Source organism: Bradyrhizobium sp. SSBR45G, assembly GCF_030159255.1.
Classification (GTDB): domain Bacteria; phylum Pseudomonadota; class Alphaproteobacteria; order Rhizobiales; family Xanthobacteraceae; genus Bradyrhizobium.
On the sequence record NZ_BSCT01000001.1, the window covers coordinates 579,970 to 593,804 of the forward strand.

The 13,835-nt window shown below is 66.3% G+C and carries 12 protein-coding genes; 10 read left to right on the forward strand and 2 right to left on the reverse strand.

The features are described from left to right. The first annotated feature begins 12 nt into the window (after positions 1 to 12). Positions 13 to 306, forward strand: coding sequence for a hypothetical protein (locus tag QQL87_RS02670; protein WP_284415939.1), 294 nt, complete (start codon positions 13 to 15; stop codon positions 304 to 306). Between the two features lie 106 nt (positions 307 to 412). Then, the gene (locus QQL87_RS02675) at positions 413 to 700 is read left to right on the forward strand and encodes a hypothetical protein (protein ID WP_284415938.1); all 288 of its coding nucleotides are present in this window, start codon (positions 413 to 415) and stop codon (positions 698 to 700) included. Positions 701 to 724: 24 nt separating this feature from the next. Here the strand turns inward: QQL87_RS02675 and QQL87_RS02680 are convergent, their stop codons facing one another. Beyond that, positions 725 to 2,089, reverse strand: coding sequence for a glycoside hydrolase family 3 N-terminal domain-containing protein (locus QQL87_RS02680; protein WP_284415937.1), 1,365 nt, complete (start codon positions 2,087 to 2,089; stop codon positions 725 to 727). A 210-nt stretch (positions 2,090 to 2,299) separates the two neighbouring features. Here QQL87_RS02680 and QQL87_RS02685 point away from each other — a divergent pair, with 210 nt between their 5' ends. From QQL87_RS02685 to QQL87_RS02715, 7 genes are all read left to right on the forward strand, one after another. Beyond that, positions 2,300 to 3,778, forward strand: coding sequence for a DUF4153 domain-containing protein (locus QQL87_RS02685; RefSeq protein ID WP_284415936.1), 1,479 nt, complete (start codon positions 2,300 to 2,302; stop codon positions 3,776 to 3,778). A 23-nt stretch (positions 3,779 to 3,801) separates the two neighbouring features. After that, positions 3,802 to 4,503 (forward strand): response regulator, encoded by a 702-nt coding sequence (locus QQL87_RS02690; protein ID WP_284415935.1) that lies wholly within the window; start codon positions 3,802 to 3,804, stop codon positions 4,501 to 4,503. Beyond that, positions 4,500 to 6,116: an ATP-binding protein gene (locus QQL87_RS02695; protein ID WP_284415934.1), complete on the forward strand. Its 1,617-nt coding sequence runs from the start codon at positions 4,500 to 4,502 to the stop codon at positions 6,114 to 6,116. Before QQL87_RS02690 ends, QQL87_RS02695 begins: the two co-directional genes overlap by 4 nt. Positions 6,117 to 6,392: 276 nt before the next feature. Then, positions 6,393 to 8,009 (forward strand): ABC transporter substrate-binding protein, encoded by a 1,617-nt coding sequence (locus QQL87_RS02700; protein WP_284415933.1) that lies wholly within the window; start codon positions 6,393 to 6,395, stop codon positions 8,007 to 8,009. Between the two features lie 24 nt (positions 8,010 to 8,033). Further along, the gene (locus QQL87_RS02705) at positions 8,034 to 9,011 is read left to right on the forward strand and encodes an ABC transporter permease (protein WP_284415932.1); all 978 of its coding nucleotides are present in this window, start codon (positions 8,034 to 8,036) and stop codon (positions 9,009 to 9,011) included. Positions 9,012 to 9,013: 2 nt separating this feature from the next. Next, complete coding sequence (locus QQL87_RS02710) at positions 9,014 to 9,844, forward strand: ABC transporter permease (protein ID WP_284415931.1); 831 nt, start codon at positions 9,014 to 9,016, stop codon at positions 9,842 to 9,844. Then, positions 9,841 to 11,463: an ABC transporter ATP-binding protein gene (locus tag QQL87_RS02715; protein WP_284415930.1), complete on the forward strand. Its 1,623-nt coding sequence runs from the start codon at positions 9,841 to 9,843 to the stop codon at positions 11,461 to 11,463. Before QQL87_RS02710 ends, QQL87_RS02715 begins: the two co-directional genes overlap by 4 nt. 23 nt (positions 11,464 to 11,486) lie before the next feature. On the opposite strand, the gene QQL87_RS02720 is transcribed toward QQL87_RS02715, so the two are convergent. Continuing rightward, on the reverse strand, positions 11,487 to 12,797 hold the full coding sequence (locus QQL87_RS02720; protein WP_284415929.1) for an NAD(P)/FAD-dependent oxidoreductase: 1,311 nt from the start codon (positions 12,795 to 12,797) through the stop codon (positions 11,487 to 11,489). Positions 12,798 to 12,947: 150 nt separating this feature from the next. Between QQL87_RS02720 and QQL87_RS02725 the strand changes: the two genes are divergently transcribed. Next, positions 12,948 to 13,805, forward strand: a complete 858-nt coding sequence (locus QQL87_RS02725) for a VOC family protein (protein WP_284415928.1) — start codon at positions 12,948 to 12,950, stop codon at positions 13,803 to 13,805. Positions 13,806 to 13,835 lie beyond the last annotated feature (30 nt).

Here is a 13,835-nt window from a genome sequence, read left to right on the forward strand (position 1 = left end):
GGAGCTCTCCCGGTGCCCTACGCCCTCTTTGAGAATGACGAACGGCTGACGCGGCCGTTTCGAACCGAGCGCGAGGTGTGGGAGGCGGCCGAGCAGGCTGACCTCGTCACCCTGGATCACCACGGCGAGAAGGTGCTCGACAACAATTTCGAGATCAAGCCGTGCGAGGCCACCGCCGACGAGCTCGCCGCTGCGGGGCAGGACATCATCATCCCGGATGCCCGCGAACAAGATGCCACAAGCGACAAGCGTACGGCGCAACAGGACTCGCCGCAGGACTGGCGCGCGTGGGCAACACGCAAATAGGCAGGTTGATTCAGATCGGTATTGGAGTGCTTTCACACCACCGTCGGCCCGGTCGCGAATCAAGGGGCGGTCGGCTAGTCTTTGCGGCCTTTCGCGGGAGTACATGATGGTTGCGGACAGTGACAGCAGGGTCGCCTGGCACCGCGCTCAGCTCAAGAAAAACCGGGCCGCGCTGAAGCAGATCGAAACGGCCCGGTTCACGATCGGTGAGAGCGCGGACGCCAAGGCGATCGAGCAGACCCGGCGACAGGTGGCTGAGCTCCAGCTCAAGATCCGCGAGTCTGAGCAGATCATCGGCCAACACGACAAACAAGCAAGACGCCCCCTCGCCACTGACCTGCGTAGTCTCTCCAACGTGGCCTGGCGGAACTGGACCGGCAACGGTCCACGCTGACGCTCGTTCTGATCGACGATCGTCTCAGTCGCCCCCGCGATGCAACCCCGGCTGCAGCATCGATGCCGTCGAAGCATCCGCAGCCAGAGGCCTCTCATCCCGTGGCATCCACCGCCTCAGCCGCTCCTCGCTCCTGCGCAGCGCCTCCAGGTCGATCCGCCCCTGCGCCAGCGCCTGCTTGGCGCAGGCGAACACGCGATGGAACTGCGTCCCGTCATAGGCGACCAGCAGGAGGTCGGCGCCGCCGTTGAGCGCCTCGACGACGGCCTTGCACAGATCCCGGCCGTAGATCGCGCCCATCACGAGGTCATCGGTCACGATCACGCCCCGGTAGTTCCATCTGCCCCGGATGAGACCGTCGAGCACGGCTTTGGAATGGGACGCGGGGCGCTCTCGATCGATCGTGTCGACCACGACGTGGCCGACCATCATCGCGGCATCCGAGTTGTCGAGCACAGCGCGGAACGGCCGCCAATCCGACTGCTCAAGCACGTCGGCAGGCGTATCGAGCTGCGCAGAGAAGTGATGCGTGTCGGCCTGGACGCGCCCAAGGCCGGGGAAATGCTTGACGGCCGCGCGAACACCGCTTGCCTCGAGACCTCGCACATAGCCCAGCGCGATGTCGCCGACCACGGCCGGATCGTTGGAGATGGCACGCCGTCCGATCAGCGTGTGGAAGTCGAACCGATTGCGCGTCCAGCTCGGACGAAGATCGACGACAGGGGCCAGATTGAAGGTGATGCCAGCCGCCGCCAAGGACTGCCCTTGGCTGCGCCCCATTTCGAAGGCGTCATGTGTGCGTCGCGCTGCGGGCAGATCGGCGAGCGTCGCAAGGGCGGGCATGTTCGGCAGGATCGGCGACAGATGCGCCACCGAGCCGCCCTCCTGATCCGCCGAGACCAGCAGAGGCGGCAGCCCGGCGCTCATCCGCTCTCCCTGCAGACGCGCGATGTCGGCGCGCAGGTGGGCGGCGGTCCGCCCCCGCACATTGTGGTGGGTCACATAGACCCCCGCGATCAGGCCCTGTCGCGCCAGCGCCGCGGCATCCTCCGTCGCGGTGTAGCCGACGATGAAATGCTGGCCCAGCACACGCGCGACATCGGGGGCGGTGCGGAACGTCTCATATTTGCGCCAGCCGAACATGAACTGCGTCGACGTCAGCGCCAGCAGCGGCAGGCACCATGTCAGCACCAGCAGCCGCCCGGCAAGGCCGCGCTGCCAGCGTCCGCTCAGCAGCAGCAGAAGCGGCGCGGCCAGGCCGATGATCAGCAAGGCGGCGTGCCCGGTCCCGCGCAGGCGGACGAGATAGGGCTCGTTGCTGTTGAAGGTGATGACGATGAAGAGCAGAGCAAGGATCCAGAGGACGGCAGTCCTGATACGTCCAAGCATGTGTGTGGCCGATCATTCCAAGGGAGACGGGCCCTCTGCGTAGCGATGGCGATCCGCCTGCGCCAGCGGCTGATGCGGCTCTGCACGAAATCTGCAAACAAATCCTGAAATGCTGCAGACCGCCTCGTGAGCCGCTGCACGCGGCGACGTCATGGTGACTCATCGGCCGGTGCGTTCTGGCCGCATCGTGCTCCATCGAGGACTCCGGTCATGACCACCTCCGCCGAGCTGACGGCCGTTCCGGCCGCCGCTGATTCCCTCTGGCCCAAATTCGCGCTCGCTCTCGGCCTCGTCGGTCTCGCCGACATGCTGCTGTATGAGGGACGCCCGATCGGCCTCTCTCTGCCGCTCTTTCTCGCCGTGCTCGCCGCCACCGGCATCCTTGTCAACATCGCCCGGAGCACGCCGGGCCGGCTTGCCTATGCCGCGCTTCTCATCGTCGCCGGCCTGGCCGCGGTCGTCGAGGAGGCGAACCTGCTGTCGTTTCCGATCACGCTGCTCATGATCCTGTCAGCCGTTGCACTCGCAACCGACGCATCGTCTCGCGGACTCTGGCTGCCGCTCAGCGCCGCCGGGCAGTTGCTCGTCATCGGACCTTTGAGGCTGCTGCCGGACACGATCATGATGTTGCGCGCGAATGTGCTCATGCGCGCGCTGCTGATCTGGAGCGTCCCAGTGGCGCTCGGCTGTCTCTTCACCGCGTTGTTCGCCACGGCCAACCCGGTCATCGCGCAGTGGTTCGATGTCTTCGGTTCCGCAGAACGCGCTCCGGATCTCTCGATCGGGCGCGTCGTCTTCTGGTTCGTCGCATTGTCGATGATCTGGCCGTTCATCCATCTTCGCTGGCGGCAGCGCACCACCACGCCTGGCCACCCCTTGGAGCACGAGGCCGATCAGTCAGAATCTCTGCTGGCCGCGCTGCTCGGCCCCGCGACCGTGGTCCGATCGCTGATCCTGTTCAACATCCTGTTTGCCATCCAGACCGCGCTCGACGGCGTCTATCTGTGGGGACATGCTGCGCTTCCGAGCGGCGTGACCTATGCCGCCTATGCGCACCGCGGTGCCTATCTCCTGATCGTGACCGCGCTGCTCGCGGCGGCCTTCGTCATCGTTGCGGCTCGCTCCGAGATCACCGCAACCGGGTCGCCGCTCATTCGCCCGCTGATCTATCTCTGGGTGGCGCAGAACGTGGTGCTGGTCGTGTCCTCGATCCAGCGGCTGCACATGTATGTCGAGACCTACGCCCTGACCTACTGGCGGATCGCGGCCCTGATCTGGATGATCCTGGTTGCGGTCGGCCTGATCCTCATCGTGCTCAGGATCGCCCTCAACAAGCCTGGAGCGTGGCTGATCCGCATGAACCTGCTGGTGCTCTCCCTCACCCTCTACGGCTGCGCCTTCATCAATCTCGACGCGGCGATCGCCGACTACAACGTCAGCCACAGCCGCGAGGCCGGACAGAGCGGCCCCTCGATCGACAGCGCCTATCTGGCCTGGCTGGGGCCCCAGGCACTGCCGGCGATCGATCGCGCGATGCGGCTGTCGCCGAGCAATCAGCAGCTTTTGAGCGACCGTGACCGCCTTCTCCTGCTGCAGCAAAGCCAGATGGCGGCCTGGCGCTCCTGGAGCTTTCGCGGCTGGCGCTTGCAGCGCCATCTCGCTAAACATCCTCCGCAGGACCCCAGCTGATGTCACGCCCCGGAGCCCCGACCGTGTCCCCCCGTATCCTCATCGTCGACGATGACCCGCACATCAGGGAGGTGGTACGCGTGGCCTTGAGCAAGGCCGGCATGGCGGTGACCGAAGCCGCCGACGGCCGGGCCGCCCTGGTCAAGTTCACCGATGAGCGGCCCGACCTGATCGTGCTCGACGTCGGCATGCCGGAGTTCGACGGACTTGAAGTCTGCCGGCGCATTCGCAAAACCTCGCAGGTGCCGATCCTGTTCCTGTCGGCGCGCGACGAGGAGATCGATCGCATCCTCGGGCTCGAGATCGGCGGCGACGATTACGTCACCAAGCCGTTCAGTCCGCGAGAGCTGGTCGCCCGCGTCAATGTCATCCTGCGACGGGTGGCGACAGGCGGAGGCGGCCGCTCGGCGGAGCCCGAGGAGCTGGTTCATGGCCGGCTGCGGCTCGACCCGCAGCAGCACCTGGCCCAGTTCGGCGACACGCCGCTGACGCTCACGGCCCTCGAATTCAGCATCCTGCGCACGCTGCTGACGCGCCCCGCCGTCGTGTTCAGCCGCGAGCAGATCATGACCGCCGCCTATCAGCTCAACATCCAGGTCTCCGACCGCACCATCGACAGCCATATCCGCAACATCCGCGCCAAGCTCGCGGCCGCGCATTGCGAGGATGCCATCGAGACGGTCCATGGCGTCGGCTTCCGGCTCGGGCGCTGCGGCGCGCCATGATGGCTCCCAAGCCGAAGAAGAAGTGGCGGCCGTCGCTGGGACAGATCGTGTTCGGCGTCCTCGCGCTGGTGGCGACGCTGCCGCTCGTCGGGCTGTTCTTCTTCCGCATCTACGACAATCAGCTGATCCGCCAGACCCAGGCCGAGCTGATCGCACAGAGCCGCGTGCTGGCGGCCGTGTATGCCGAGGAGGTGACGGCCCGCCTCGCCTCCGGCATTCCGCTCGGCGCCGAGATCCCACTCGAAGCCCGACCCGATGCTTCGGACGAGGTGACGCCGATCCGCCCCCTGCTCGACCTCCTGGCCAATGATCTCTTCGTCCGCCGTCCAGATGCCCGCGAGGCGCTTCAGCCCGCCGATCCGGCCTATGTCGCGATCGGCGCGCGATTGGCGCCGATCATTCGCGAGACCCAGAAGGTCACCCTGGCCGGGTTTCGCGTGCTCGATCCGCAGGGCGTCGTGATCGCCGGTCGCGACGAGATGGGCAAATCGCTCGCCCATATCGACGAGGTCGCGGCCGCCCTGAAGGGCAAGTACAGTGCCGCGCTCCGGATCCGCATTCCCGACAAGGCGCCGCCCCCAATCTACTCGTTCAGCCGCGGTGTCGGCGTCCATGTCTTCTCCGCCATGCCGGTGATCGTCGACGATCACGTCGCGGGCGTCATCTATACCTCGCGGACGCCCCGCAACATCTTCGAGCATCTTTATGTCGAGCGCGGCAAGTTCATCGCCGCCGGGTCCGCCATCATCCTCACCACCCTGCTGGTGGGACTGATCGTGGCGCGCACGATCACCCGGCCGATGCGCGAGCTGGTCGATCGCGCCGGTCGGATCGGCCGCAACGATCCCGCCGGATTCCGGCCGCTCGCCCATTACGGCACGCGCGACTTCGCCGAGCTGGCGGAGCACTTTTTCGCGATGGCCGAGCAGCTCGCGCAACGCTCGAACTACATCAGGAGCTTTTCGGCGCATCTGACGCATGAGCTCAAATCGCCGCTGACCTCGATCAAGGGTGCGGCCGAGCTGCTGCTCGATTCTCTGGCCAGCCGTTCCGAAACGCTGACGCGCGCGGAGCAGGAGAAATTCCTCACCAATATCCTCGGCGACGCGGATCGTCTGGTGGCGCTGGCCCAGCGCCTGCGCGAACTGGCGCGGGCGGAGACGGTATCGACGGTCGAGCCCGGCACGGTCGCGGATGCCGTGGAGACGCTGCGACGGCGCTTTCCTTCGACCGTCATCGAGACGTCTGGCCCACTGGAGCGCAAGACAACGCTGTCCAACGAGACCGTGCTGATCGTGCTCACGCATCTGGTCGACAATGCCATTCGCCATGGCGCGCGGTACATCCGCCTCGACGCCGAGGACGGCGGCGATATCCTGGTCGTCCGCGCCAGCAATGACGGGGCTCCGATCTCGCCGGCGAACCGCGACCGCATCTTCGATGCGTTCTTTACGACCAGGCGCGAAAGCGGCGGCACCGGCATGGGACTGGCAATCGTGCGCGCCATCATGGCCGGCCATGGCGGCGAGATCGCGCTGCTCCCGGCCGATGCCGGAGTCTCGTTCGAATTGAGGATGCCGATCGATCGTGGCCCTCGCCGCGCATCGACTTGAGGTGGCGTCGTCCGATCAAAGATGCGTCGAGGTTGCCTACAGCTCCCGGCGCCAGCCAGCCAATCCCCATCGTCATCGGATCAAGACCGGTGAATTCCGCCCCTCGATCGTTTGTATGCAAGCAATATTCTCTCCTGCGCACCGGCCGCGGCGTCCGGACCAGCATGCCGCAGATCTGCAACGCAATTCCCAAATGACTCGGGCCCGCGATCCGCGTAAGCTCCGCGGCAATTGCACCAATGGCCCGCCTTCTGCCGCGGCCTTCGGGAGACCTTGATGAATTCGAGCCGTTTCGAGATCAATCGCCGCACCGCGCTTCTCACATCCGCTGCGATTGCCGCCAATGTCGTCAATCCGTTTCGCGCGTTTGCCCAGGAGACGCCGCGCAAGGGCGGCGTGTTCAACGCGCATTACGGCGCCGAGCAGCGGCAGCTGAACCCGAGCCTGCAGGCCTCGACCGGCGTCTACATCATCGGCGGCAAGATCCAGGAGAACCTCGTCGATCTCGATGCCGAGGGACAGCCGGTCGGCGTGCTCGCCGAAAGCTGGGAGGCCACACCCGACGGCAAGACCGTCACCTTCAAGCTGCGCAAGGGCGTCACCTGGCACGACGGCAAGCCGTTCACCTCTGAGGACGTCGCCTTCACCGCCATGAACATGTGGAAGAAGATCCTCAACTACGGATCGACGCTGCAGCTGTTCCTGACCGCCGTGGATACGCCCGATCCGCAGACCGCGATCTTCCGCTACGAGCGGCCGATGCCGCTCAACCTGCTGCTGCGCGCCCTGCCCGATCTCGGCTACGTCTCGGCCAAGCACATCTATGAGACCGGCGACATCCGACAGAACCCCGTGAACCTCGCGCCTGTCGGCACCGGCCCGTTCAAGTTCGTCAAATACGAGCGCGGGCAATATATCATCGCCGACCGCAACGCCGACTATTGGCGGCCCAACGCGCCCTATCTCGACCGCATCGTCTGGAAGGTGATCACCGATCGATCGGCCGCCGCAGCCCAGATGGAAGCCGGCGAACTGCACTACAGCCCGTTCTCCGGACTAACCATCTCGGACTTGGCGCGGCTCGGCAAGGACAAGCGCTTCATCGTCTCGACCAAGGGCAATGAGGGCAACGCCCGCACCAACACGCTGGAGTTCAACTTCCGCCGCAAGGAGCTGTCGGACGTCAAGGTCCGCCGCGCCATCGCGCATGCGATCAACGTGCCGTTCTTCATCGAGAACTTCCTCGGCGATTTCGCCAAGCTCGGCACCGGGCCGATCCCGTCGACCTCGACCGATTTCTATCCCGGCGCGAGCACGCCGCAATATCCCTATGACAAGGCCAAGGCGGCGGCACTGCTCGACGAGGCCGGCTACAAGCCTGCCGCGGGCGGCAGCCGCTTCTCGCTGAAGCTGCTGCCCGCCCCCTGGGGCGAGGATATCTCGCTGTGGTCGACCTTCATCCAGCAGTCGCTCGGCGAGGTCGGCATCACGGTCGAGATCGTCCGCAACGATGGCGGCGGCTTCCTGAAGCAGGTCTATGACGAGCATGCCTTCGATCTCGCCACGGGCTGGCACCAGTACCGCAACGACCCTGCGGTCTCGACCACGGTTTGGTACCGCTCAGGCCAGCCGAAGGGCGCGCCCTGGACCAACCAGTGGGGCTGGGACGACACCAAGATCGACAAGATCATCGACGACGCCGCGACCGAGGTCGATCCGGCCAAGCGCAAGGCGCTGTATGCCGATTTCGTCCGCGAGGCCAATACCGAGCTGCCGGTATGGATGCCGATCGAGCAGATCTTCGTCACCGTCATCACGGCGAAGGCGCGCAACCACTCGAACACGCCGCGCTGGGGATCGTCGAGCTGGCACGATCTCTGGCTTTCCGCCTGAGCCGAACTCCGTCAGGATGTGGCCATGCGCATCTTGAGCCTTGCGGGGCGGCGACTGGCCGCCTCGATCCCCACTCTGTTCCTGATCCTGATCGGCGTCTTTCTGCTGCTGCAACTCGCGCCGGGCGATACGGTCGACGCGATGATGGCCCAGATGGGCGGCGGCGACGCGGCCACCGCGCGCGAGCTGCGCCGCTTCTACGGCCTCGACGTCTCCGTCCCGGTCCAACTTGCCAACTATCTGTGGCGGCTGGTGCGGCTCGACCTCGGCTTCTCCGCGATCTATGGCAAGCCGGTCGCCGCTGTGATCCTGGAGCGTCTGCCGCCGACGCTGCTGCTGATGACCTCAGCCCTGTCGTTTGCGTTCTTCTTCGGCCTCGTCCTCGGGGTGATCGCTGCGCGCGGCGTCAACCGATGGCCTGATACGCTGATCTCGACCGTCGGCCTGATCTTCTACGCCACGCCGTCGTTCTGGTTCGGCCTGATGGCCATCGTGGTGTTCTCGATCTATCTGCAATGGCTGCCCGCGGGCGGCTTCGAGGACATCGGCGTGGTCAGGACCGGGATCTGGCGCGTGCTGGATATCGCCAGTCATCTGGTGCTGCCATCGCTGACGCTCGGCCTGATCTTCCTGGCGATCTATCTGCGCATCATGCGCGCGTCCATGCTCGAGGTGCTCAACCTCGATTTCGTGCGCACGGCGCGCGCCAAGGGCCTCGACGAGACCCGCATCATCACCCGCCATGTGCTGCGCAACGCGCTGCTGCCGATGGTGACCCTGATCGGGCTGCAGGCCGGGACGATGCTCGGCGGCTCCGTTGTGGTGGAAACGGTGTTCTCGCTGCCGGGTCTCGGGCGCCTCGCCTACGAATCGGTGGTCCAGCGCGACCTCAATACGCTGCTCGGAATCGTGTTCGTGTCGGCGCTGCTGGTGATCCTGGTCAACTTCATCACCGACTTGCTTTATGCGCGGCTCGATCCGCGCATCACGGCGGAGAGTTGAGCATGGGCCCAGTGAAGCGCTATTTCCGCAGTCCCGCCGCGGTTCTCGGCCTCGTTCTGCTGCTGATCGTCATCGGCATGGCGCTCAGTGCCGGCTATTTCTATCCGCGCGATCCGCTGGCGCTCGCCGGCCGTCCCCTGATCTGGCCGTTCGCCAATCCGCGCTTCCTGCTCGGCACCGACAATTCCGGCCGCGACATCGCCGCCCAGATCTTCCACGGCGCCCGCATCTCGCTCCTGATCGGCGGCGTGGCCACGCTGATCGCGGTCACGATCGGTGTGATGGTCGGAGCGCTTGCCGGCTTTTATGGCGGATGGATCGACAACGTCCTGATGCGCATCACCGAGGCGTTTCAGACATTGCCGAACTTCGTGCTGCTGCTGGTGCTCGTGGCGGTGTTCGGCTCGACGCTGACGACGGTCACCATCGCGGTCGGCATCGTTGCGTGGCCCGCACCGGCGCGGCTCACGCGGGCGGAATTCCTGTCGCTGCGCAGCCGCGAGTTCGTCCAGGCCGGCCGCACGCTCGGCATGCGCGACACGCAGCTGATGCTGCGTGAAATCCTGCCCAACGCGCTGCCGCCGGTGATCGTCTATGCCGGCGTGGTGATGGCGGTTGCGATCCTCTTGGAAAGCGCGCTCGCCTTCCTGCGGCTGTCCGATGCCAACGTCGCCTCCTGGGGCAATCTGATCGGCCTCGGGCGCGACGTGCTGCGCGTGCAATGGTACGTCTCGGCGATCCCTGGCGTCGCCATTCTGATCACCGTGCTCGCGGTGTCGCTGGTCGGCCAGGGCCTCAACGATGCGCTGAACCCGCGGCTGAAGCAGCGATGAGTTCGTCCGAGCCCATTCTCACCGTCGACCGCCTTAGCGTCCGCCTGCCCCCGGGAGCCGACCGCACGCACGCGATCACCGAAGTCTCGCTGTCGGTCGCCGAAAACGAGCTCGTGTGCATCGTCGGCGAATCCGGCTCCGGCAAGTCAATGCTGGCGAACACCATCATGCGGCTGCTGCCGGAGAGCGTGACCACGGATGGCGGGCGCATGCTGTTCGGCGGCCGCGATCTCTGCACGGCCACGGCGGCCGAGATGCGCCGCATCCGCGGCGCTGACATCGCGATGGTGTTCCAGGAGCCGATGACGGCGCTCAATCCGTTGCGCACGATCGGCGATCAGATCGGCGAAGTCCTGGACATCCATACTGATCTGTCGAAAGCCGACATCAGATCACGCGTGCAGTCCCTGCTCTCCGACGTCAACATCCCGGATCCGCTCCGCGCGGCAAAAGCCTATCCGCACGAGCTGTCCGGCGGGCAGCGCCAGCGCGCGATGATCGCAATGGCCTTGGCGCTCGATCCGAAGCTCCTGATCGCCGACGAGCCGACCACGGCGCTCGACGTCACGACGCAGGCCCAGATCCTCAAGCTGATCCGCGAGCTGCAGCAGCGGCGCAAGACCGCGGTGCTGTTCATCACCCACGATTTCGGCGTCGTCGCCGAGATCGCCGACCGCGTCGTGGTGATGCAGCATGGCGTCGTGGTCGAGCACGGTCCTGCGAAACAGGTGCTGCGCAACCCGCAGCACCCGTACACAAGGCAGCTGATCGCCGCCGTCCCCCCGGTCGCGGCGCCTCTTCCGCGCAAACTGTCGGACGAGACCATTCTCGCGCTGTCCGGCATCACCAAGACCTATCGGACCGGGGGATTTCTTGGCCGCGGCGCGCGCGTCACCCATGCGGTCAGGGATGTCTCGTTGACGCTGCCGAAGGGCGCGACGCTCGGCATCGTCGGTGAATCCGGCTCCGGCAAGTCGACCCTCGCGCGCTGCATCATCCGCCTGCTCGATCCTGATGCGGGATCGATCCTGATCGATGGGCAGGACTGGGCCCGCCTGTCGCGCGGCGAGATTCGCGGGCGGACCCGGCAGATGCAGATGGTGTTCCAGGATCCGTTCGCGTCGCTCAATCCGCGCCGCAAGGCCGCCGAGCTGGTCGCGCAGGGGCCGATCATCCACGGCACGCCCCGACACCAGGCGCTGGCCGAGGCGCGTGAGCTGTTCGAGCTGGTGGGGCTCGACCCCTCCGCCGCCGATCGCTTTCCGCACGAATTCTCCGGCGGTCAGCGCCAGCGCATCGGCCTGGCGCGCGCGCTCGCACTGAAGCCGGCGGTGCTCGTCGCCGACGAGCCGGTCTCCGCGCTCGACGTCTCCGTGCAGGCGCAAGTCCTTCGGCTGCTCACGGACCTGCGCGAGCGGCTCGGCCTGTCGATCATCTTCATCACCCACGACCTGCGCGTGGCGGCGCAGATCTGCGACCTCGTGGCTGTGATGAAGGATGGCGTCGTCGTCGAGCACGGGCTGACCGGCGACGTGTTCGGACGCCCGCAGCATCCCTACACGCAGGCCCTGCTCGAGGCCATTCCGGGCGGCGACTTCGCCCGGACGGCCCAGAACTAACAACGGCTGACAAGGGCTGAACGCTACGCGATCTCGCGGGCGTCGCGATAGCGATAGAGCAGCAGCATCAGCGGCGCGAACGGCCGCAGCAGCGCGTGCGCGGGGATCGTGACCGGCTCCGTGAACGGCAGCGCCAGCTCGTCGGCCGGAACGCCGCGGACGGCCTTTGCAAGCTCGGCGCCGAGCGGGATCGTCAGCGCGACGGCGCGTCCGTTGCAGCCGGTCCAGCCATAGGCATCCGGGCCGAGACGATGGATGCGCGGCATGTAGTCGGTGGTCATGCCGACATAGCCGTTCCAGACATAGTCGAACTTCACCTCGCCGATCTGTGGCCACAGCCGCTGCATACGGTCGGATACTCGAGCCTTGAGCCGCTCGACCTTGTTGCCGAGGCCGATCACGGCGCCGCCGGTCACCAGCCGGTTGCGGGCATCGTAGCGGGCGAAATAGAGCTCGCCATGGGTGTCCGACATCGCCTGCCGCGCCGGGATGATCGTCTTGCGCACATTGTCCGACAGCGGCTGCGTCGCCATCTGCCAGGACAGCACCGGCATCACCTCATGCGCGATATCAGGCGCCAGCGCCTTGGAGAACTCGCCGCTATAGGCATTGCTGGCCAGCACCAGCGCACCCGCTGACAGCTCACCTTGCGCCGTGCGCACCACCCAGCGATCACCCCGCCGGGCAAAATCGATCACCGGAGAGCGCGCGTAGATCCGGCCGCCCAGGCTCAGCACGGTGCGCGCAAGACCGCGCGCCAGCGCGAGTGGATTGATGTGCCCGCCGGTCCTGTTCCAGAAGCCGCCATGCCATGCATCCGAACCGAGCATGTCGCGCGCCTGGTCGCGCGACAGCAGCTCGACATCAGCGCCAAATTTCGACCACTGCCTGAACCGGCGCTCGGCGATCTTGATGCGGCCGGGAGAATGCACCGGCTGCACCCAGCCGCTCTGCTCGTACTCGGCCTCGATGTTGTAGCGCCTGACGGTGTCGAACAGCGTGGACGCGCTGTCGCGCAGCATGGCGACGAAGCGCTCGCCCGCCGCGCCGTGGCGCGCGATGAGATCCTCGGGATCGGGACGCGAGAGCGTCGGAATCACCTGGCCGTTGTTGCGGCCCGAGGCGCCCCAGCCCGGCTCCATCGCCTCGATGATGGCGACGTCCGTGCCCGCCTCGCGCAGATGCAGCGCCGTCGACAATCCGGTGAATCCGCCGCCGATGATCACGACATCGGCGTGCGCACTGCCCTGAAGCGAGGGCAGATCAGGCCCTGGCGGCGTCTGCGCAGCCCACAGCGACGGCGGCCATTGGACGTTTTCCGTTGTCATGTTCATCGCGGACGGCTCATCCTTGCTGCTCGACCTCCCTCACGGAGATCGATCTTGCCTTGCGCCGGGCGGCAGGCGCCACCGGTTGCGGCGCATAGGTCGATTGGGCATAGTTCGGCCGCCAATATGCCAAGTTCGGTGCAAGGAGACAAACGCGTGGCCCTGAAGAACGTCATCGGTATCGATCACGCTGTTGTCGTGGTGAAGGATCTCGACGCGGCAGCCGAGACATGGAAGCGGCTCGGCTTCACCCTGTCGCCGCGCGGCACGCACAGCGCCAAGATGGGATCCGGCAATTACACCATCATGCTCGATCCGGATTATATCGAGTTGCTCGGAATCCTCGCCGAGACCGATCACAATGTGCCCACCCGCAACTTCCTCGCCCAGCGCGGCGAAGGGATTGAGCGCATCGCCTTCACGGCGGTGGATTCCGCCGCAGGCGCCGAGGAGATTCGCGCCAATGGATTCGAGCCGATCGGCCCCATCGACTTCGAGCGCCCGGTGCCGCTGCCGGACGGTACGCTCTCGGCCGCGAAGTTCCGCGTGTTTCAATGGCCCGTGGCGGAGACGCCCGGTGGCCTGCGCATCTTCGCCTGCCAGCACAAGACCCGCGAGACGGTGTGGATTCCGGAGTTGATGAGCCACGCCAACGCCGCCAAGCGGCTGAAGCAGGCGCTGATCGTGACGCCCGATCCGGCCAAGGATGCCGCACATCTGTCGCGCCTGATCGATCGTGAAGGTCAGGGCGAAGCCGATGGCGCCGTGACGGTTGCCTCGGGCGGCGACCGCGCCGATTTCGTGTTCCTGACCAGGGACCAACTGGCGGTACGCTATCCCGGGGTTTCACTGGCCGGGCTGCCCGAGCGCGGCGGCGCCGGCCTCGTGCTGGCCTCGCATGATCTCGCCGCCTCTGAAAAGGCGCTGGGCACCGCGGCGGTGCGCAGCGGAAGCAGCATCGTGGTGCCGCCGGCCGCGGCCACCGGCACCCTGCTGGCCTTCGTGGCCGGCTGATCGACGGCAGATTGCGGCCGCGCCCTCTGC